Source organism: Lewinella cohaerens DSM 23179, from assembly GCF_000379805.1.
Taxonomy (GTDB): Bacteria; Bacteroidota; Bacteroidia; order Chitinophagales; family Saprospiraceae; genus Lewinella; species Lewinella cohaerens.
In genome coordinates this window covers 17919-38689 of sequence record NZ_KB903545.1, presented here as the reverse complement: position 1 = coordinate 38689, position 20771 = coordinate 17919, and the positions used below count along the sequence as shown (strand labels likewise).

The window sequence follows — 20771 nt, the reverse complement described above, 5'->3', positions numbered from 1 at the left end:
TTTCCTCATCCCTAATCCTCTTTTAGTAATTCAGGAAATTTTTGCCAGTCTTCTTCCTCTGGCAGACGGATAGGTAATTGTCGGCCTGACCATTTGAAAACAGACATCCTTTCGTCCCTAACAAACAGCTGAATCTCGGTTTCTTCCTTCTTTTCAGGAACCATTCCTGCCGGTGGTATCATCAGTTGGGTTCCTGCACGTAGTACCAATACTTGCTTTTCGCCACTTTCCAATACTCCCGTACTCCCTACTTTACGTTTTGCCCAACGTAAACTCACTTCTGTACCGCCCGGATAATCCGAAATCACAGCCAACTGTGGATCTTTTTCATCACCCACTGCTGCCGCCACAATGGGTGCATACAGGTTAGGCAATTCATCAAACAAGACCTTTGGCCGACCATAATAGTCAATTGCTGACCATGAAGGTGCCGGCCAGCAATCATTCAATTGCCAAAAAGTCGTGCCCATGCAATAGCCATAACGCAAACGGTGCGCCAGGATAGCCCTGCGTATACCTTCGTATTGCACCTGTTGTGATTGTTCTACAAAAGCCGGAAAATCAGAAGCGGGCTCTCCGTACTGTTCTGTGAACTTGCCAATCAAGCCATTGCCGATATAGCTCTTCTGATGGTGTGCCATCACCGGACTATCTAATGACCACTGGCTGCTATCTGCAAAGCTGGCGATGGTTTCCATATCAGGGAACGACTGAAAGCCATACTCATTCATATAGCGTCCAACTTTGGTTTCGTAGCCCGTAAAGTCATCTGGCCCGTGCCATACGCCCCAATAGTGCAAGGTATTGTGCCCGCGTTCTGCTATTTTATAAGAAGAACTCAAGGGAGTTGTATGCGAATAAGGTCGCTCGGGGTCTGTCTCTGCTAGTACCTCCGGGATTAGTTCCTGGAATATTTTGGTGTAATTGTTATACATATCCTGTTCATCTTCCCCTTTGATATCGTATTTTTTTTGCCAGCCCCAGTTGCGCATCGCTAAATCCACTTCATTGTTACCGCACCAGGTGATGATACTGGGATGATTGCGCAAACGGCGAACGTTTTCTCTGACCTCAGCTTCTACATTGGCCAAAAACGCAGGGTTTGCCGGATAAGCGGCACAGGCAAACATAAAATCTTGCCACACCATCAGCCCTAACGAATCACACTGATCATAAAAGTGCTCGTCTTCATAAATACCTCCACCCCAAACGCGGATAAGGTTAAAATGGGCATTTTGTGCCTGCACGAGTAAATCCGTCTTCTGCTGTGCAGTAACTCGTGTCAGTATGGCATCCTGTGGGATATAGCTGGCTCCTTTTGTAAAAACGGGTCGACCATTGATTTTAAAATAAAAGCTGGTGCCGTAGCTGTCAGGGCGTTGAACCAACTCAACTGTACGGATACCAATTTTCTTTTCCTGCTCATCCAGTTTCTCACCATCCTTCCATAGCTCCAAACTTAGGTGGTAACGGTGAGCTTCGCCATGGCCATTGGGCCACCACAAGCGAGGCTGATCAATCTGGAAGTTGAAGTAGACCTCTTGCTCGGTCTTCGTCAACCCTCGTTTTGCTAAAAGACGACCAGTGTTCATGTCGCGCAATCGCAGCTCATAAGCGCCTGGGCTGCGGCGATCGATGGCAGCACGAATGCCCATTCGTGCCCGAGCAGTTTCTACCTCTTCCTGAAAATACTGAACCTCTTCTAGTCGGGCATGCTCCCAACTTTCGAGATAAACAGGCCGCCAAATCCCTTGTGTAACTAAACGAAGGCCCCAATCCCAGCCAAATTGAAACTGCGCCTTGCGGGCAAAATTAGCCATCCGGGGGTCACCAGTATCATTAACAGACGTTTTATTCAGTGCGTAAGGAAGGTTTTGAATGGTTGCTGCTAATGCTTCCAATGGGGCCGTAAAAGCTACCCGCAAATGGTTGGTTCCTGCTTTCAACAAAGACGTAACGGGTACCTGCCAGGAACGAAACATATTGTCAGCCGTCAGGATCAGGCTATCGTTCAGGTAGACTTTTGCATAAGTATCCAAACCTCTGAAATTTAGTCGGTATACCCGCTGGGAATCAAAGGCTTCTGGCGTAAAAACAAGATTGTACTCCCAATTGCGTTCTCCTACCCACTGCACCTCTGTTTCATTGGTACCATAATAGGGGTCAGGCAACAGGCCCGACCGACTCAGCACCTCCTGCACGGTGCCTGGCACTGGCGTTGAAAGCTCCTCCGCCGTTGAAAAGTCGGTAGATTTCACGGTCCAACCCGTACTCAATGGCTCGCGTAATACTTCTTGCCCCATAAGGATTTGGCTTATTAGCAGGAGCGAAAAAAAAAGTCCTGCTGATCGTAAAAGAAAGGATAGTCGGTTCATGGTGGCAAGATACAAGTCCTAAGATTAATTATCTTTGCCAGACAAGAAATCAGATTCTTAGATAAAATATTTTGAATTTTAGAGCTAAAAGAAAATTTGGATTCCCTCCAGATGAAATCCTTTTAAAAGCTCTTAGCTAAATTCTCAACTCAAAATTGGGTAACCTATGGCAAATAATCTGTTAGCCGGCAAGCGTGGTATCATTTCCGGAGCACTCGACGAGCAATCCATCGCCTGGAAAGTCGCAGAGCGTTGTGTAGAAGAAGGAGCACAAATTGTCCTTACCAACGCCCCTGTTGCTATGCGCTTTGGCAAAATCAATGAATTGGCAGAGAAACTCAATGCTGAAATCATCCCTGCCGATGCGACGAGTATGGAAGACTTGGAAAACCTCGTCACCAAAAGTCAGGAACACTTGGGTGGCAAGCTCGACTTTGTCCTTCACTCTATTGGCATGTCCGTGAATGTTCGTAAAGGTCGTGACTATACTGACCTGAAGCACGACTGGATGATGAAGACTTTTGATGTTTCTGCCATCTCTTTCCATAAGATGATGCAGGTGCTCTGGCAAAAGGACGCGATGAATGACTGGGGTTCCGTTTTGGCCCTCACCTACATTGCTGCACAACGGACCTTCCCTGATTACAGCGAAATGGCGGAAAGCAAAGCGCTTTTGGAAAGTTTTGCGCGTAGTTTCGGTTATCACTTCGGTACCCGCAATAAGGTACGTGTGAATACCATCAGCCAATCTCCAACCATGACGACTGCCGGACAAGGCGTAAAAGGTTTTGGAGAGTTTTTCAACTACGCTGACAAAATGTCTCCGCTGGGCAATGCGCCCGCCGAGTCATGTGCAGACTATTGTATACAGTTATTTAGTGACTTGAGTCGCTATGTTACGATGCAGAATCTCTTCCATGATGGAGGGTTCTCTAATATGGGAATGAATCCAGCACTGCTGGAAGGCTAGCCCAAAGGAGGTGTGGGAACAAAACGACCTACACGCTAATTTTGTCCCACACCTCTAATTTTAAAGTGCCTTTCTTTATGTCTTCCATCGTTCTCTTCCACGCCAGTTCTCGTTCGCACGGCAACACTAGTACCATTGCGAATTACTTAAGTGGCCAACTTTCAGCTACAGCTGTAAATCTAAGCGCCCACGAGATTGCTCCTTTCTCCTACGAAGACAATTATCCTGCTACAGACGATTTCAAGAATATTATTGATCAAACTATTGAAGCCGATCACTGGGTACTGGTCACCCCAATCTATTGGTACACCATGAGTGCACAGATGAAGACCTTCCTTGATCGATTCTCTGACCTTATGCGTTACCGCGAAGAGTTGTTGCCTGCCCTTACCGGTAAATACCTCTGGACTGTTGCCGTGGGTAGTGACCCGGAGGCTGTTCCTCATTTTTTTACTCCTTTTCGCCTTTCGGCTGAATATCTGGCCATGTATTACGGTGGCGATCTGCATACTTGGCTGGGAAGAACTCCTGCAATGAAGCCTGAGGTGCAAATTCTTCTGGATCGGTTTGTTGAGAGCATTTTGGTAAAATCAGACAAGTAGCTGGACTTTTGGTAAAAGTCAGTAGAAAGATATGGGTCGCTTCGCGCCTTTTGTTATAGGGTATAGAGATTCAGAAACCATTGCTGAATAATTCCCGACATCAGTCTAATACATCGACATTGGAAATTAACGCGGATGTTAGTCCCCAGACTAACATCTTATATTACGTTGGTCTCCTGACCAACATCACTCTCTATTTTTCTATTCACGGATCAGGGAATCAGCAAGATATGATCCCAACCACGAAGTGAAAACACTTCTTGGTCGGGATAACATGAGGACGACAATACACCTTGTGGTATTAATTTTTTCTCTATGCAACATTCAACTATCTCCTTCGTATAAAGAAAAATTATAAAGTCATTCCTTCACCCCCCAACCGATTTTTGATATGCCACGCGTATTAGTAGTAGATGATGAGGCCGCTATCCGGAGAGCTCTTCGTGACATTCTGGAATTTGAAAAATACGAGGTTGTTGAAGCCACCAACGGTACCGAATGCCTTGTGAAGTTAAAACAAGGCAAATTTGATGTCATTGTTTTAGACATAAAGATGCCGCAGATGGATGGCATGGACGCCCTCGACCGTATTGGAATTCTATCTCCGGAAACACCGGTTATTATGATTTCGGGGCATGCCGATATTGATACCGCAGTAGAATCGGTCAGGAAAGGAGCATTTGATTTTATCAGTAAACCGCTAGACCTCAACCGGCTGCTGATCACCCTGCGTAACGCCTTGGACAAATCTACTTTGATCGGCGAAAAAAAGGCGCTGCAAAAGAAAGTAAATCGCAAAGAAGCTCCCAAAATGATTGGTAAGTCGGAAGGCTTAACCAAAATATTGGCGACCATTGAGAAAGTGGCACCAACAGAAGCCCGTATACTTATTACAGGCCCCAATGGAACGGGCAAAGAACTGGTTGCTCGCCAAGTTCACAAGCAAAGTAGCAGAGCCAAGAAGGCCCTGATTGAAGTTAACTGCGCTGCCATTCCAACAGAGTTAATCGAAAGTGAACTATTTGGCCATGAAAAAGGCTCTTTCACCGGTGCTGCCCAGCAAAAGTCAGGGAAATTTGAACAAGCAGACAAGGGCACCCTCTTTCTGGATGAGATAGGAGATATGAGCCTCAAAGCGCAGGCCAAGGTCTTACGTGCCCTTCAGGAAAACCAGATCACCCGTGTTGGAGGAACCAAAGACCTCAATGTAGATGTCCGGGTGCTCGCAGCGACCAATAAGGACTTGAGGGTAGAAATTGCCGCTGGTCGTTTTCGAGAAGACCTCTACCACCGGCTTTCAGTTATCCTCATTGAAGTTCCTGCTTTAAATGACCGCCGCGATGATATTCCTTTACTCATCAACCATTTTAACCGACAGATTTGTAAAGAATATGGAGTTGTACCAAAAAAATGGGACGACAAAGCTATCACCCAATTGCAAGAACTCAACTGGACCGGTAATATTCGGGAGCTGCGCAATGTTGTTGAACGTTTATTGATCTTGAGCAATGATGCTGTGACCCTCGCCGATGTTCAACAGTTTGTACTTCCCAGTGCAGCAGCACCTGCAAAAGCGGATAGCCTACAGCAATTATTCCAACGATTCGACACGCTTGAAGACCTTCAGCTTTACATCCAACAGGAATATCAGGAACATCAACCCGTTTAATCTGCTCTTCGTGATGATTTTGTGATACTTATTGGCGAATTTGCCGATGATTACAAAAAAGAGCTTATGAAAAGGGTTTTGATCATTGAAGATGATCCCCACATTGTTGATCTTATAGAGATTCATCTGAACGACTTAGGCTGTAGCCTGGTTCGCGCGAGTGATGGTCTCCGAGGCCTTGCTGCCGCTGAAGGGAGTACCTTCGATTTGATCATACTGGACCTAATGTTGCCTCATATTGATGGACTGGAAGTGTGCCGACGTTTGCGAATGCAGCAGATTAACACTCCCATTTTAATGCTTACCGCAAAATCGGAAGAGATCGATAAGGTACTGGGATTAGAAACCGGGGCAGATGACTACTTGACTAAACCCTTCAGTGTCCGGGAACTTATCGCCAGAGTAAAAGCGATCTTCCGGCGTAGCAATCTGGCCCAGCAGAAAAAACAGAAGGAGCCACCAAGTATCCTCAATTTTGGCGACTTGGTCATTGATCTGGAAAAACGTAAAGTGACTATTCAGAAAAAAAGAGTGGAGCTTTCGCCCAAAGAATTTGAATTACTGGCGCTGATGGCTGCACATCCTGGTAAAAGCTATGACCGCCAGCGGTTACTTACCTTGGTATGGGGTTATGATTTTAATGGGTTTGAGCATACTGTCAATTCCCATATCAATCGCCTGCGGCGAAAGATTGAGCCTCAGGCTGATCAACCCCGCTACATCCTTACCACCTGGGGCATAGGTTATCGCTTCAATGAAGAATTGTAAAACATGAACAAAAAGGCCAACGATCATTTTTCTCTTTACTGGAACATTGCCTTGACCCTTCTCCTATTACTACTTGGGCTGGGTGCCGGGTACATTTTTGTCACCTCTATCGCCGCACGTACTTACGTACAAGAAATCAACCAGCAACTATACGGTGATGTAGCAAAACATATTGTCAAAGAAACCCAACCGCTAAAAGACGGCCAACCAGACACCTCTGCCACGCATGATATTATGCATTCTATGATGATCATCAACCCTAGTTTGGAGGTTTATCTACTGGATACCGAAGGTGAAATCATTGATTACGTCGTCCCTTATAGTAAGGTAAAACTGGATAGAGTTGACTTGGATCCTATAACAACTTTTCTGACCAAAAAGACTCCCCATCTCATTCTTGGCGATGATCCCAAGCAACCTGGCACCGCCAATATTTTTTCCGCCGCCCCCATTTACGAGAACGAGCAACTCAGTGGCTACGCCTACGTCATCCTGGCAGGTGAAGCAAGGAATAGTATCACCAGCACCTTGAGTATGCACTATATCCTGTGCCTCGGTGGTCGCTTATTCTACCTTATACTGGTGGCAGCATTACTCATTGGCTTATTGGCTTTTTGGTGGCTTACACGCAACTTGCGACGAATAATCAGTGTCTTAAAACGGTTTCAAGAAGGCGACTACGAAGCCCGCATTTCCGAGCGGGATCAGGGTAGCCTCGCTATCCTTGGGGATACTTTTAATGAAATGGCTGAGAAAGTAACGGAAAGTATTGAGCAACTAAAATCTGTAGACAGGCTGCGGCAGGAACTTATCGCTAATGTTTCTCACGATCTGCGAACGCCACTAGCAATAATACAAGGATATATAGAAACACTACAGATGAAGGAGGGTAAAATCACCCCTGAGGAACGAAAGCAATACCTGGAAACGGTGATGGCCAGTTCTGAAAAACTCTCCCGGCTGATTGCTCAATTGTTTGAATACTCAAAGCTGGAAGCACAGCAAATCGTCCCACNAAAAGAACCCTTCCCTATTCAGGAACTTTGCCAGGATATTGTATTTAAATACCAGGTACTCGCACAGGAAAAGAATATTGCCCTTGGCTGGAACGCGTCTCGTGACTTACCTATGGTGTTTGCAGATATCGGCCTGGTAGAGCGTGTACTACAAAACTTACTGGACAATGCTCTCCGGCATACTCCGGCCGGAGGTGAAGTAAGTATTCAATTGAACAATACCCCAGAAGGTGTTCGTATTATGGTGGCAGATACTGGCCCCGGCATTCCAGAGGCCCAACAAGCTCATATTTTTGAACGCTACCGTCAACTAGAAACGAAAAAAGCCGTTGGTAGTGGCTTGGGGTTAGCTATCGTGAAAAAGATCCTTGAGATTCATCAAGCTACTATCCATGTACGCAACCGTGAGCAAAACGGTGCTGAATTTTGGTTTCAGCTGCCATTAGCGGTGGGCTAAATTGTTGGCAGAGGGCATTAAGTATGCTTTCCATAGAGTTCACTCGTTTACCATACCTGCTTACTAGGTAAACATGCCACTCTAGCGGCTGCCACAATATTTTCTCCCAAAAACCCTTATCTTCGCAAGCCACAAAAAACACCAAGATCATGTTGCGTTCTCTTGTACTTGGCAGTTGCCTATTATTTTCGCTATCACTGGCAGCTCAACTCCAATTTGAAGGACTTTGGGAAGGAACCATTACTGTAGGAGGAATACAATCCACCAAGGGGTATCCAGTACAGGTTTACCTGGAACGGCAAGGAAAAACCGTGACCGGCAGGTCTTACATTTACCTTAGCGAAACCCGCGTTATTGAGATGAATCTTTCGGGTCGCCTTTATGACGACCTCTCGGTATACATTGACGAAGTAGAATACGTTAATCGCAATGGCGACAGCTATGTTCCTCCCTTCTTGCGCAAATACCAACTGATGTGGAATCGCTCTATCAATGGTAGCTCGCTGAATGGTTACTGGCAGGAAATTCGACTAGAAATCTTTGATTCCAAGCGCGAGCGCGGACGGATTTTCCTCAAAAAGGTGGTGAATAATAAAGCGTAAGCGTAGGTTGTTGGTTAGATGGTGACCTACCCTAGTGGCATCAAATCACTTACGAACGCCGACTTTCAAAAAAAGTAACACCTGTTTTGAACCACTAAAGGCACCTAAGGAATAATCTTAGGTGCCTTTAGTGGTTTAAAAAGACGTCGCTTATAACAGCCTACTTAGCAGTTCAAGGCGCCACAAACACTCAGGACTTGGCCCGAAATATAGGAGCTCATGTCTGAAGCCAGGAATACACAGGCATCTGCTATTTCTGTTCCTTCGCCAAAGCGGCGTAATGGAATATTTGACAAGTAAGCATCGCGGGTTTTCTCATCCAGTTCATCGGTCATATCTGTGGCGATGAAGCCCGGAGCGATGACATTACAACGCACATTGCGTGACCCTAATTCTTTGGCAATAGACTTGGAGAACCCAATGATACCTGCCTTGGAAGCGGCATAGTTTGATTGTCCAGCGTTGCCGGTAATTCCTACAATCGAAGATACATTGATGATAGAGCCAGCGCGGCTTTTCATCATTGGGCGTACCACCTGCTTGGTAAGGTTAAAGACCGACTTGAGGTTATTGTCCATCACCTGATCCCACTGCTCTTCGTTCATTCTCAAGATGAGGTTGTCGCGAGTGATACCAGCATTATTGACCAATACATCGATCGTACCAAAATCCTCTAGCACCTGCTTAGCCAATTCTTCGGCAGCAGAAAAAGAAGCCGCATCCGACTGGTATGCCTTAACGGTAACGCCATACTCTGCTGCAACAGCTTGTGCCAATGCATCTGCTTTTTCTTTAGAAGAATGATAGGTAAAGGCTACCTGGGCGCCTGCTTGGGCAAAACGACTAACAATGCTGGCGCCAATGCCGCGTGATCCGCCGGTGATGAGGGCAACTTTATCCTGTAGTAGAGCCATATTTTTGAATTAGAATGAAGGTAAATAGGAATATTCAGGCGCAAAGGTACAAATGACGGGGAATGAAAGAAGAGAATACCAAGAAAAATCACGCGTAGAGGCGTTGCAGTGCGATGTCTGCATCCCAACAAAACCCGAGCCGTATAGGCGAGGGCGGGGCCCGGAGGGGGCAAGTACGAGGGATAGAACGGAGCGGTAGCGAGTGATAGCCCGGTGCCGAGGAACGATGGCACGGACCCAAAAACATCTTAAAAAGTTTCCTCACAAAGTGGCGTTCCCATTTGAAACAGCTAGTTTCATATTATTGAACCATAAAAGAGAATATAAGGACATATAAGAATTTCTTTCCAGCACTCCTTGTAATTGCTAATCGTATTCAACCTCTGTTTCAATCGTTTAGAAAAAAATGAAATCAAAATTTGATTATTTCTTGGTAGCGGCTTGTGCTGTGGTTATTCCTTTTGTAGCAGGGGGAAGGGTGAAAGTATTTGGCAAGGGAATTGAATATGATACAGATATATTGCCTTTTCTTAAAGGTGTTTTACAAGCAGCGACCTCAGTAGAATTCAGCCTTCCAATCATCTTGGTAGCCATTGGTGGCTACCTTCTTTTTACCAACTATTTATATAAAAGGCTGGCGACTCATCGACGGCAAAAACGGTGGTATAAAATTCACCGCTTACTAAATTACCTTTTATTGATAGCTCCCATACTGTTGCTGGAGGGAACCCAAACGATAGTAACAGCTGATCAACGCTATAGCCAGCGATTTTTACCAATACTGGACGACCTCTATGGCCAAAAGTATTATTTACTATTCAGGCTTGACGAGCTGGAAGGCTGTGTCTTTTATTATACTGTGATCGTGAATATAGTTCTCCTTACAATGGTGATTTATTATGCTTTTAAGGAGCCCCCAAATGATATAAACAAGGAGGTGATTTTGGATAATCTCAAGTGATTTTGAGCAGGAGGCACAGTTATCAGCAGACCCTGGCGGGTCTTCCCACCCAGGCCTCGAACGCCGTCGACCACTCCCAAAACCTTGGCAGTAGCCATAGTTCATTTACACACTTGGAGAACCAAGTGCCCAGCAATTTCCAAACTTATTCCTCTGAACTCCCCGAAATTGGGGCTAATTACCTCTGATTGGGATCGAATCCGTCACAAATATACTTATTTGTTTTCAAACACAAAAAACACAAAAAACACAAACTTAATGTTTTTTTTAAAAAAACGGCATATAAACGCATTGCAGCACCCTTATGTGGTTTGCAGACCTTGCAATGCAACGCCTCTACGTTGGTAAACATTTTTATCTTTGTTGATGTAAAATTCTATGCAAATGCGACCATTGCTTATTCTATTCTTTCTGCTCTCGGCAAGTCTTGGTCTTCAGGGCCAGTCTACCGACTTTTATCAGCACCACACCTTTACCAAAGCTGATACGCTAAGGGGTAGTCTACGGTCCGAACGGACTTGCTACGATGTTCACTACTACGGCCTGCAACTCAAAGTAGATCCCCGTAAGAGGATGATTCGCGGCGAGGTAGAAATTGCTTTTACAACGGTGACTGACTTTCAGCGTTTACAGATTGACTTGTTCGAGAACATGACTATTGATCGTATTTTGCTCGGTAAGCAGGAACTCTCTTTTAGTCGGGAATACAATGCTGTTTTTGTAGATTTCCCAACGGTGCAGCAGGCAGGGGACACAGGAAGTTTTACGGTTCATTATTACGGCAAACCCACCATTGCTAGCAATGCTCCCTGGGATGGTGGTTTTGTATGGGCGGAAGATAAGCGTGGCCGTAATTGGATTGCGGTAGCTTGTGAAGGTGACGGCGCCAGCCTTTGGTGGCCCAACAAGGACCACCTTTCGGATGAACCAGACAGTATGCTCATCAGCCTCACGGTGCCTAGTAACCTGATGGCGGTAGCCAATGGCAATCTGCGCGAAGTAGAAGAAGAGGATAAATATACCCGCTACGACTGGTTTGTCTCCTACCCTATCGACAACTACAACGTGACCCTCAACATCGGCCATTATACCCAGTTTTCTGACGAATACTACGCGGCGGATGGCGACACATTGGCCTTGGATTATTATGTGATCGATTACAACGAAGACAGGGCACGTGAGCACTTTCAGCAAGTACACTCGGTGCTCGCCTGCTACGAAAAGTACCTGGATAAATACCCTTTCTGGGAAGATGGTTTTGCTTTGGTAGAGACGCCTTATTTGGGGATGGAGCACCAGAGTGCCATTGCTTATGGCAATCAATATATGCGAGGCTACCAGGGAGGGATGATTCCCAACGACATGGATTGGGACTACATCATCGTACACGAAACCGGCCATGAATATTTTGGTAATAGCATCGGTGTGACCGACTTGGCAGAGATGTGGGTGCAAGAGTCTTTTACCACCTACCTGGAAGCAGTTTACGTAGAATATACGATGAGCTATGAAGATGCCATTCGCTATCTCGTCAAGCAAAAACTGTATATCTACAATCAGGAACCTATCATTGGCCCCCCAGGTGTAAACTGGGAAAACTGGGGTGGTAGTGACCATTATTTCAAAGGTGCCTGGGTACTGCATACCCTCCGTAATGCTATCGGCGATGACGAAAAATGGTGGGCTATCTTCAAAGGGTTCTATCAAAAACATAGCCTCAGCCTCGTGAGTACGCAAGATTTTATTGATTACGTCAACGAGGCGACTGGTGAAGACTGGCAGGCCTTTTTCCAACAGTACCTCCATTATCCGCAGCCGCCTGTTTTGGAATACAAACTAACGCAGCAGGGCAAAAAGTTGCAAGTAAGCTACCGGTGGGCTGCTGACGCGGAAGGATTCAATATGCCAATCTTACTGGGGAACCAAGAAAAGATGATTCGGGTTACCCCTAATACTACCAAATGGCAAGAGACCACTCTTTTCAACACCACTGCTAAAGATTTTACCATAGCGGTAGATCGCTTCTTGGTCAAGACCAAAGAGATAGAGTAATTCTAAAATGATGCAAATAAAACTTCTTAAAGGCGACATTACCCAACTGGAAGTAGACGCCATTGTCAATGCTGCCAACACGTCCCTGCTTGGCGGCGGCGGTGTAGATGGCGCTATCCACCGCGCCGGAGGCAAAGCTATTTTAGACGAATGTATCCAAATCAGAAATCGACAAGGTGGCTGTGATGTAGGAGAGGCCGTGATCACCACTGCTGGAAAACTCCCCGCAAAATTCGTCATCCACACCGTGGGGCCACACTGGAATGAGGGGCAATCGGATGAAAAACAAAAACTAAAGAATTGCTACCTCAACAGCCTCAAGCTCGCAGAGGAGAATAAACTCCAGTCTATCGCTTTTCCCAACATCAGTACTGGCGTTTATCGCTATCCTAAAGCGGCAGCGGCGGCCATTGCTATTGATGCGGTAAGAAACGCTTCTTTAATGTCTGTAGAGACCATCTATTTCATCTGCTTTGACGAGGAGAATTATCGATTGTATGATCAGCTTTTTGGGAAGACATAGTAGCACTACTATTCAACTTTTGGCACACAAATCTCCCCCTCTTCTATACATAAATAGGGCAATGAAAAATCAACCTCCTCCACAAAACAGGTATTCCCATCAATGTTGAATTCTAGCTGATTTTGATTTATAGCCTTTGGAAGTTCCCCTGGGATAGACATAGAATATTCCGCCGCTATTTCTTGCTCGCTATTCAAAAAAAGCAGTGATGAATGACCATGTAACACCATTGCTGCTTGTACACGGTGAAAAACATTACAAACATAAAAAACCGTGTCATTTACCTTAAATTCTCCAATATAGCAGGTAAACTTATCACTTCCTGTACTATCATATTCGTAAACAATTTCACCTATATTCTCCGTATCAAAAAAATCAGGATTTCGTTCTGTCCACCCTATGAGAGAAGCAACTCCTGGTTTTTCAGGGTAACGATTTTTGTCGTATTCCTTATACTCTAAAATTTCATCTATAACATCCATCGAATCTCGTCCATTATGAATTTGATTGTGGAGGTAATCTCCTGGATCGTCATAAAAAAGAGAGTAAGAATATTTGGTGTCAAACCCATAACTAGCGATTAGACTTCTTATCCTCTTTCTAACCCGTTCGGAAAATCCATACTTCCCATCTTTTCGTTGAACCTTCGTAAAAGTGCCGTTACTATCATATGATTCGGAATTGTTACAATGCATGCATATATACAATTCACTTAAAATTGTGGATGCTTCTTCATATACGACAACTCCAATATTAGGATAAAAACACGCTGCACCAGATGTAGTATAGCTACTAGAATCATTGATGATTGACCTCAAGGCTAGAAAATCAAAATACCCTAGCTTTCTTTTACCCAGTACACTGCTTTTCCTCTTAAAGCCATTTTTTCCTGGAAATTCTTGATTATCATAATCTAACTCATAAATATCCACCTGTAATGTCGGAGTAATCGCCTCTTTTTCATATTCCTGTGTGTTTTCACTTAAATCCAAACTATCTAAAGGCCCCTCTTGATTAGCGAGATAATCCTGCGGTCTATCTTGACACGAAAGCAATACTAAAGTTACTACTATAGAAAAACATAGCTTACTCATTAATCAATCTTTTATGCTTGCAAGCTGGTTTCTAAGGGAAGTCTACGAACGCACCAGGACGATGATTAAACAATTTCCAGAGGGTTAAATACTTTTCTAAACGACCTCCATACCCAAACTCACTCCACCTCATACACCACTCCGGCCTTTGCCTCTAAAGTTGCCCCCGGTGCCAGTGTCACCAAGCCTTCGCCGTTGTTGAACGCATCAACGTTACAAGTCATCGGCTCCAGCGCAACAGAAGTACCGTAAGGCGGCGTGAACACCTGAAGGAAATTAAACTTGCCCTTACCCGTTTCTTGCCAGTAACGGATAGTTCCTCGGGGGCCGCTCAAGTGAGCACTAACTTCCAGTGACGTGGTAGGCACCGCAAAGCAATTATCAAGTACAGTAGCACCAATGAGTTTGGGCGTCAAAAACCCCGGGTAATCATAGCGTTTACCTGTAGGAATCATCCGAGCATCTACACCAACCATTTCTACCTGAGGCAAACGTAGTGTATGCGCCGCCGTGATTTCAGCCAGCTGAAAATAAGGGTGCCAGCCCAAACCAGCAGGGATATCCACATCACTATCATTACGCAACGAAAGCTTCACCCACAACTGGTTGGGGGCGTGCAGTTCATATGTCAGGCCAAAGGTGAAAGGCCAGGGATAATGGACGTGATCACCACTATATTTACCCTCTAGGCGAATACGTGCATGATCGTCTTCCACCTCTACCTCCATCACTTCCAAGGGCCGTTGCCCTCCAAATCCGTGCAACGCATGCTGGTGGGTCGCATCATTGGATGGAAACTCATAGGTCTTGCCCTGCCATTCAAAACGACCATCCTTCAGGCGATTGGGAAAAGGATACAGCACACCACTTTTATACCAGTTGTTAAAATCGAGCTCCTCTGGTGTCTGACAACCGTCTAGCACCTCTTCCCCTTCCATGATCAAGCTCAACAAAGTGCCGCCTTGTTCTGGGACAAACTGTATTTTCAGGGGTACGATAGAATGCTCCAAAGTGTACCGTTTAAAGCGACCAAAAGCATCGGTAGATATTTCAAACATGAGACATTATTTTCTAGCCACGGAGGCACGGAGACACAGAGGTTTTATTTTAAAATCCCCTCTGGAAAAGTCAAATCTACAGTGGCTATTTTTTTAATTGAGAACACCTTTTTGCGAAGTTAAACAAATCAAACAGTTTTCAGCAAGGCTTGCGCAACACCATTGCTCCAACCAAAGCCATCTTGCAACGGATATTCTCCGCCTCCGGCTTCCGCTTCGATGTTTTCCACATCGTACTTCTCTACCATTTTGGTCGTATTTTCATAAACACGGCGATTATTGGCCAACCACTGGTCACGACCTTTTTTGGCTAGCTCTTGATGTCCGTAGTTGAGTAACCCTCGGTAGGCTATCCATTGGAGTGGTGCCCAGCCATTGGGTGCATCCCACTGCTGGCCAGTATTAATCAAGGTAGAGGTATAGCCACCAGGCCGCAGAAAATCTCTGGCCAACTTATCAGCCACCCGGGCCGCTTGTTGATCACTGGCCATTTGAAAGAACAAAGGGTAGACGCCTGCCATACTCAACACAGGTGTAAAACGCCCGGCTTTGAAGTCATAGTCACAATAAAAACCTGTGGCTTCGTCCCAGCAATACTGCTGCACAGCCGCCTTTCGCTTGTTTGCTTTTTCCTGAAAAAGAGCGGCTTGCCCTTCATCCAATTTTTCCTGATAGCCGCTGGCAATGCACTGTTCTAAATGGTACAGCAGGGCATTTAAGTCAACAGGAATAATTTCGGTTGTGTGAATGGTGCCTAATGATTTGGTATCAGCAAACCAGCGTCCGCTAAAGTCCCAGCCGGATTCGCAGGCCGCTCGGAGGTCCAGGAAGAGTTGGGCGGCATCGCCCCCCTGCTCCTCAGCAGTTTCTACATCTTCGCGGTAACTCTCGGGGCGGGGGGTGGCACTGCGGTCGTAATAGCGATTCAACAGCTGCCCGTCAGGCATACGTACCACGTGTTCAAAAGCGGGCAAATCGGCACTAACCTCGTCTTTTCCTCGCATCCAAAAACCATACTCGCGGAGTAGCTGCGGTAGGTATTTCACGTAAGTGTCCTGCCCCATCTGCTCTGCCAATAGCCCCACCATACTCGAAAAGAACGGCGGTTGTGAGCGGGTCATAAAATAAGTACGGTTACCATTGGGAATAAAGCCCACCTGATCAATCAGGTAAGCAAAATTATTCACCATAGACTCCATCATCTCCAACTCCCCGTCGGCGGCAAGCCCCAGCATGGTAAAGTAACTGTCCCAATAATAGATTTCTCGAAAACGCCCGCCCGGAACGATGTAGGGATAAGGCAACGAAAGTAAGCTTCCCTCCCCTTTTTCGTCAGGCTGTCGCGTAAGTACAGGCCATAAACTGCGAATGTGTTCACTCATCGAACGGCTGGAATCCGCAACAAAGTCAGAACCGTATGCAAGAGGAAGCGAAAAGTGTTCTAATACAAATGCCCGAAGATCAAACGCTTGTTTATTTTTAGTTCCGACGTAGTTAAACAAAATCTCCTCCGCGGGGTATTTGGGTTCACAATCCACAAAGGTTTTTCCGTCGGGAAATACTTGCGCTAGCTGAACAGCCTCGAAAAGCTCGCCCCATTGTTCTTCTGGTGATAACATCGTTCGGTCGTTGAATGAACAGGACGGCTAAGATATTCAAAACAAACTAACTACTTCCTTTTTGAACCACCAAAGGCACTTAAGTTTTGTATTCTGAGAGGTACAAGGGCTTGATAAAACACGGCATCTAAGCCCCTATTCTATGTGACTATGTGATAAAATGCACTTCTTATGTGTCTATGTGATAAAAACTAAAACCCAACCTTTTTCATCGCATAGACACATAGCTTATCCACCAGCGGCAAACTATCCACGCCCCTGATAAAGCGCTAAATGCCGCGCAATGTATTTTCCAATAATATCAAACTCCAGATTGACCTGTGACCCCGGCTTCAACTGATGAAAATTCGTGTGCTCATACGTGTAAGGAATGATCGCCACACTAAATTCATCATCTGTAGGGTTGACGACCGTGAGGCTCACACCATTTACACAAACAGAGCCCTTGTCTACCAGGAGGTGCTCCGGTGCCGTTTCATAGCGAAAGCGAAAATACCAGCTCCCATCTACGTCCTCCACCGAAATACATTCGCCCACTTTGTCTACATGGCCTTGCACCATGTGCCCGTCCAGGCGGCCATCCGGGCGCATAGCGCGCTCCAGGTTCACCACCGTCCCTGGTTGCCATTGGCCCAGGCGAGTCCTCTTCATCGTTTCTTCAATCGCCGTTACGGTATGCTTGCCGGGGGCTAGTGCTACGACTGTGAGGCATACACCATCGTGGGCGATACTCTGGTCAATTTTGAGCTCGTCGCTGACAGCACTGGCAATGGTAAAATGAAAATTGGAGCCCTCTTGTTTGATCTCCTCTACATGGCCTTCGGCCTCAATAATTCCGGTAAACATAGTTGGGTATTTAACTCTTTACCAATAACGGAATTAAAAGCCAGATGGTTGTAATGTCTATCTAAACGGGTCCGAAAAACGCTCTTCCTGAATGAAGGTTTCATCCGTAAGCGTCTTAAAAAATGCCAACAGATCAGCCTTCTCTTCTTCCGTAAAGTTGAAACGACGGGGACTACCGTCTGGATTCCTCAACGCTTCAGAGAGGTTATCATGGTCCTGAATACCTGTACTGTAGTGATCTATCACTTCTTCCAAGGTTGCAAAACGGCCATCATGCATATACGGAGCCGTCAGTTCAATATTCCGTAAAAACGGCACTTTAAAGACTCCCATCTGATTGGAATGTTGGGAAATCCCGCCAACTCCTTGGTCGGTATACACTTCGTCCAATCCATTACTAGCGACGTGAATCCCTGTGGGTGTACTCATATTTGCGGCATGGCAGCTCCCACATTGGTCTACAAAAATGGCCTTCCCCCTGTTTTCTTCAATGGTGAAATTTGGAAAATCAAGCCCCGGTGCCCCCATTGCGTTCATCCCTTCATCAAAACGCGTATTCGTAGCTACAAAAGAATTGACAAACTCCTGAATCGCTTCCAAAATACGACCTTTCGTAACCGCTTCATCGCCATAAGCTTTCCGGAATAGTATCCGATAATAATTTTCGTTAGCTAGCTTCACTTCCAGGTCATTGAAGTCTGTCCCCATCTCAATATCATCAGAAATTGTCTGTTCACTTTGATTTTGGATGTTACCGGCACGTTCATCCCAGAAAAAACCTATCTGCCCAAACGAACTGGGACCACTATCATACGAATTGGTAAAGTTGGCTACCGCCGCTAAAGGCAACGAATTGCGCTTGGTCTTTTGCCCATTGATCCCGTCACTAAAAGCTTTATCGTCAGAAAATGCTAATTCCTGGTGATGGCAGCTCTCACAAGAGGTCTCTCCCGTTGCGGAAAGTTTATGGTCATAAAACAACACCCTTCCTAAAGTAGCTTTCGCATCATTAATCGAGGGTAGTACTTGGCCGGTATTCAAGATATGAGGAGCTAAATTCACCTGGTAAGCATCCCTATAAGCAGGCAAGTCCAGGTACTGTTGAATCTCTTGTAGCTCCTGTTCAGAATAGTGCTGAACGTCTATTTTTACCTCGTCATTTAGGCAAGCGGTAAAGCCAAACGCCAGCAAAAGAAAGCAAAAAGAGAGTAGTGCGGTATTTTTCATTTTAGAGGTTGTTTAGTAATAACAGGCACCAATTTACCGTAGTATGACAATTTACGGATTTAACAGCATAGACCCTATAGCTGTTAAAAAGGGTTGGGTCGGCATAACACGTGCTGTTTTGTTGGGGCCATGCCTTCGTTCCTCGGCACCAAGCTATCCACTGCTCCGCTCCATAGGGGCGGGTTTGAAACCCGCCCCTATGGAGCGGAGCAGTTACTATCTTTTGTCCTTGCGCCCTCCGGGCCCCGAGCTCCGGCCTAAAGGCCTGCGCACTGATTTTGCGCCAATCGTACCAGTGCGATCTACGGTTGGGATACATCGCAAAAAAATCAAAACCGGGAGGTGCTGAAAAACCATAATTCCTTATTTTTGCCCTATGGAAAGCACTTTTCTTTTTTACTTCCAGCTGGGTTGGCAGCACATTGTCGACTGGGCAGCGCTCGACCACATCCTATTCTTGGCCGCCCTTTGTGCCCTCTACACCCTGGCTGATTGGCGGAGGGTTTTGCTATTGGTGACAGCCTTCACGGTTGGTCATTGCCTTACCTTGGTACTGGCGGGCATGGATATTTTACGCCTTCCGGCAGACTGGGTAGAAATGCTCATTCCTGCCACCATTATGCTTACCGCTATCTATAACCTGAGCGCATCAGAACCAGCAGCATCCGAGGTAGATGCTCCCCCTAAGTTTCGTACTCGTCTTGGGTTCGTTTATCTTTTTACGCTGATCTTCGGCTTGATCCACGGACTGGGGTTCTCCAACACCTTCCGTTCTATGCTTTTCCCTGGCGAAGAACAACAGTTAATCACCCAACTGCTTGGTTTCAACCTTGGTATTGAACTGGGGCAAATTTTGATCGTCATCATTATCCTGGGGCTCGCTTACTTGTTTATTGAACAGTTCAACTTCTCTACTAAAAAATGGAATTGGCTGCTCTCCGGCGGCGCTTTCCTAGCCGCGAGTTACCTGTTTTTTGAGCGTTTATGGGGGATCATATAGTGATTATTAGATATCTATTGGTATTCAAAGCCGATCTAAACACTTATTTGAATAAAAATAAATCGATTTTGTAGACCAATTGCACTACTAAAAACCATTTTTTACCATTCGTCGCCCCTTACTGCCCAAATATTGAGGAAGCCCTTAAATGATCCATAGAATATTGTGCTTTTTTGGCTTAGACTAACGGCATTGAGCTTGTCCGCCACTTCTTGCGTTTACTCAAATACTACCCCAAGTTCCTTATCTTTGCGGTAACTTATAGTCTTCCCTCACGTAAAACATACCCCCAATGAGCCAACAATCTTTCGACAAAATCTGGCAAATGATCGGGCTGCGTTATACTTCGCATCCTTGGCACGGTATTGATACTCACCCCGATTCCCCGGAAACAGTGACTTCCTTTATCGAAGTGATTCCTTCAGATACGGTAAAGTACGAAGTAGACAAAAAGTCGGGCTTTCTGATGATCGACCGGCCGCAGAAATTTTCCAACATCGTTCCAGCTCTCTACGGCTTTATTCCCCAAACTTACTGCAAGGACGAAGTGGCCGCATACTGCATGGAGAAAACAGGCAAAAAAGACATCGTTGGAGATGATGACCCCCTTGACATCTGTGTATTGACCGAGCGGGAGGTAACCCACGGTAACATCATCGTGAACGCAGTCCCTATCGGTGGTTTCCGAATGATCGATGGCGGCGAAGCCGATGATAAAATCATTGCCGTCATGGCCAAGGACGAGGTATATTCCGAGTGGCGTGACATTTCTGATCTACCATCCACGGTTCTGGATCGCCTCAAACACTACTTCCTTACCTACAAGCAGCTCCCTGGTGAGGCTCCAAAATGTGAGATCACCGACATCTACGGCGCCGAAGAAGCCCACGAAGTCATTCGTCGTAGCAAGCTAGATTACGAAAACAAGTACGGCAACCTGGAAAGCGCGCTTTCTTTAACCCTCTTTGAGGCTTTCAACTTTAGCCAGCGGCAACAGGGATTGTTGAAAGATTTGTAA

The 20771-nt window shown here is 45.8% G+C and carries 18 protein-coding genes; 11 read left to right on the top strand and 7 right to left on the bottom strand.

Annotation, left to right across the window (positions count from 1 at the left end; translation table 11 throughout):
* Positions 1-11 precede the first annotated feature (11 nt).
* A complete protein-coding gene (locus A3EU_RS30495; protein WP_020536851.1) occupies positions 12-2303 on the bottom strand; it encodes a glycoside hydrolase family 2 protein in 2292 nt (763 codons plus the stop codon).
* Positions 2304-2541: 238 nt separating this feature from the next.
* On the opposite strand from A3EU_RS30495, the gene A3EU_RS0114235 reads away from it, so the two are divergent.
* From A3EU_RS0114235 to A3EU_RS0114210, 6 genes are all read left to right on the top strand, one after another.
* Positions 2542-3345, top strand: a complete 804-nt coding sequence (locus A3EU_RS0114235; protein WP_020536850.1) for an enoyl-ACP reductase FabI — start codon at positions 2542-2544, stop codon at positions 3343-3345.
* A 77-nt stretch (positions 3346-3422) separates the two neighbouring features.
* Positions 3423-3947, top strand: a complete 525-nt coding sequence (locus A3EU_RS30490) for a flavodoxin family protein (RefSeq protein ID WP_020536849.1) — start codon at positions 3423-3425, stop codon at positions 3945-3947.
* A 391-nt stretch (positions 3948-4338) separates the two neighbouring features.
* The gene (locus tag A3EU_RS0114225) at positions 4339-5616 is read left to right on the top strand and encodes a sigma-54-dependent transcriptional regulator (RefSeq protein WP_020536848.1); all 1278 of its coding nucleotides are present in this window, start codon (positions 4339-4341) and stop codon (positions 5614-5616) included.
* Positions 5617-5682: 66 nt separating this feature from the next.
* The gene (locus A3EU_RS0114220; protein WP_020536847.1) at positions 5683-6384 is read left to right on the top strand and encodes a response regulator transcription factor; all 702 of its coding nucleotides are present in this window, start codon (positions 5683-5685) and stop codon (positions 6382-6384) included.
* Positions 6385-6387: 3 nt separating this feature from the next.
* A complete protein-coding gene (locus A3EU_RS0114215; RefSeq protein ID WP_020536846.1) occupies positions 6388-7857 on the top strand; it encodes a HAMP domain-containing sensor histidine kinase in 1470 nt (489 codons plus the stop codon).
* Between the two features lie 149 nt (positions 7858-8006).
* Positions 8007-8459 (top strand): hypothetical protein, encoded by a 453-nt coding sequence (locus A3EU_RS0114210; RefSeq protein ID WP_020536845.1) that lies wholly within the window; start codon positions 8007-8009, stop codon positions 8457-8459.
* A 164-nt stretch (positions 8460-8623) separates the two neighbouring features.
* On the opposite strand, the gene fabG is transcribed toward A3EU_RS0114210, so the two are convergent.
* Positions 8624-9373, bottom strand: coding sequence for a 3-oxoacyl-[acyl-carrier-protein] reductase (gene fabG / locus A3EU_RS0114205; RefSeq protein WP_020536844.1), 750 nt, complete (start codon positions 9371-9373; stop codon positions 8624-8626).
* A 406-nt stretch (positions 9374-9779) separates the two neighbouring features.
* On the opposite strand from fabG, the gene A3EU_RS0114200 reads away from it, so the two are divergent.
* The 3 genes from A3EU_RS0114200 (at position 9780) to A3EU_RS0114190 (ending at position 12909) form a co-directional block, all read left to right on the top strand.
* Positions 9780-10334 carry a hypothetical protein gene (locus A3EU_RS0114200; protein ID WP_020536843.1) on the top strand — a complete coding sequence of 185 codons (555 nt, stop codon included), beginning with the start codon at positions 9780-9782 and terminating at the stop codon, positions 10332-10334.
* Positions 10335-10718: 384 nt separating this feature from the next.
* The gene (locus tag A3EU_RS0114195) at positions 10719-12386 is read left to right on the top strand and encodes a M1 family metallopeptidase (RefSeq protein ID WP_020536842.1); all 1668 of its coding nucleotides are present in this window, start codon (positions 10719-10721) and stop codon (positions 12384-12386) included.
* A 10-nt stretch (positions 12387-12396) separates the two neighbouring features.
* The gene (locus tag A3EU_RS0114190; protein WP_020536841.1) at positions 12397-12909 is read left to right on the top strand and encodes an O-acetyl-ADP-ribose deacetylase; all 513 of its coding nucleotides are present in this window, start codon (positions 12397-12399) and stop codon (positions 12907-12909) included.
* 8 nt (positions 12910-12917) lie between these two features.
* Here A3EU_RS0114190 and A3EU_RS0114185 read toward each other — a convergent pair whose 3' ends face one another.
* From A3EU_RS0114185 to A3EU_RS30485, 5 genes are all read right to left on the bottom strand, one after another.
* Entirely contained in the window at positions 12918-14003 is a 1086-nt protein-coding gene (locus A3EU_RS0114185) for a hypothetical protein (protein ID WP_020536840.1), read from the bottom strand.
* A 119-nt stretch (positions 14004-14122) separates the two neighbouring features.
* A complete protein-coding gene (locus A3EU_RS0114180; protein ID WP_020536839.1) occupies positions 14123-15061 on the bottom strand; it encodes an aldose 1-epimerase in 939 nt (312 codons plus the stop codon).
* Positions 15062-15189: 128 nt separating this feature from the next.
* On the bottom strand, positions 15190-16680 hold the full coding sequence (gene treF / locus A3EU_RS0114175) for an alpha,alpha-trehalase TreF (protein ID WP_020536838.1): 1491 nt from the start codon (positions 16678-16680) through the stop codon (positions 15190-15192).
* 246 nt (positions 16681-16926) lie between these two features.
* The gene (locus tag A3EU_RS0114170; protein ID WP_020536837.1) at positions 16927-17526 is read right to left on the bottom strand and encodes a riboflavin synthase; all 600 of its coding nucleotides are present in this window, start codon (positions 17524-17526) and stop codon (positions 16927-16929) included.
* Positions 17527-17583: 57 nt separating this feature from the next.
* Positions 17584-18753, bottom strand: a complete 1170-nt coding sequence (locus A3EU_RS30485) for a cytochrome-c peroxidase (RefSeq protein ID WP_020536836.1) — start codon at positions 18751-18753, stop codon at positions 17584-17586.
* A gap of 376 nt (positions 18754-19129) precedes the next feature.
* On the opposite strand from A3EU_RS30485, the gene A3EU_RS0114155 reads away from it, so the two are divergent.
* Together A3EU_RS0114155 and A3EU_RS0114150 are read left to right on the top strand one after the other, a co-directional pair.
* Positions 19130-19753, top strand: coding sequence for a HupE/UreJ family protein (locus tag A3EU_RS0114155; protein ID WP_020536834.1), 624 nt, complete (start codon positions 19130-19132; stop codon positions 19751-19753).
* Between the two features lie 292 nt (positions 19754-20045).
* On the top strand, positions 20046-20771 hold the full coding sequence (locus tag A3EU_RS0114150; RefSeq protein WP_020536833.1) for an inorganic pyrophosphatase: 726 nt from the start codon (positions 20046-20048) through the stop codon (positions 20769-20771).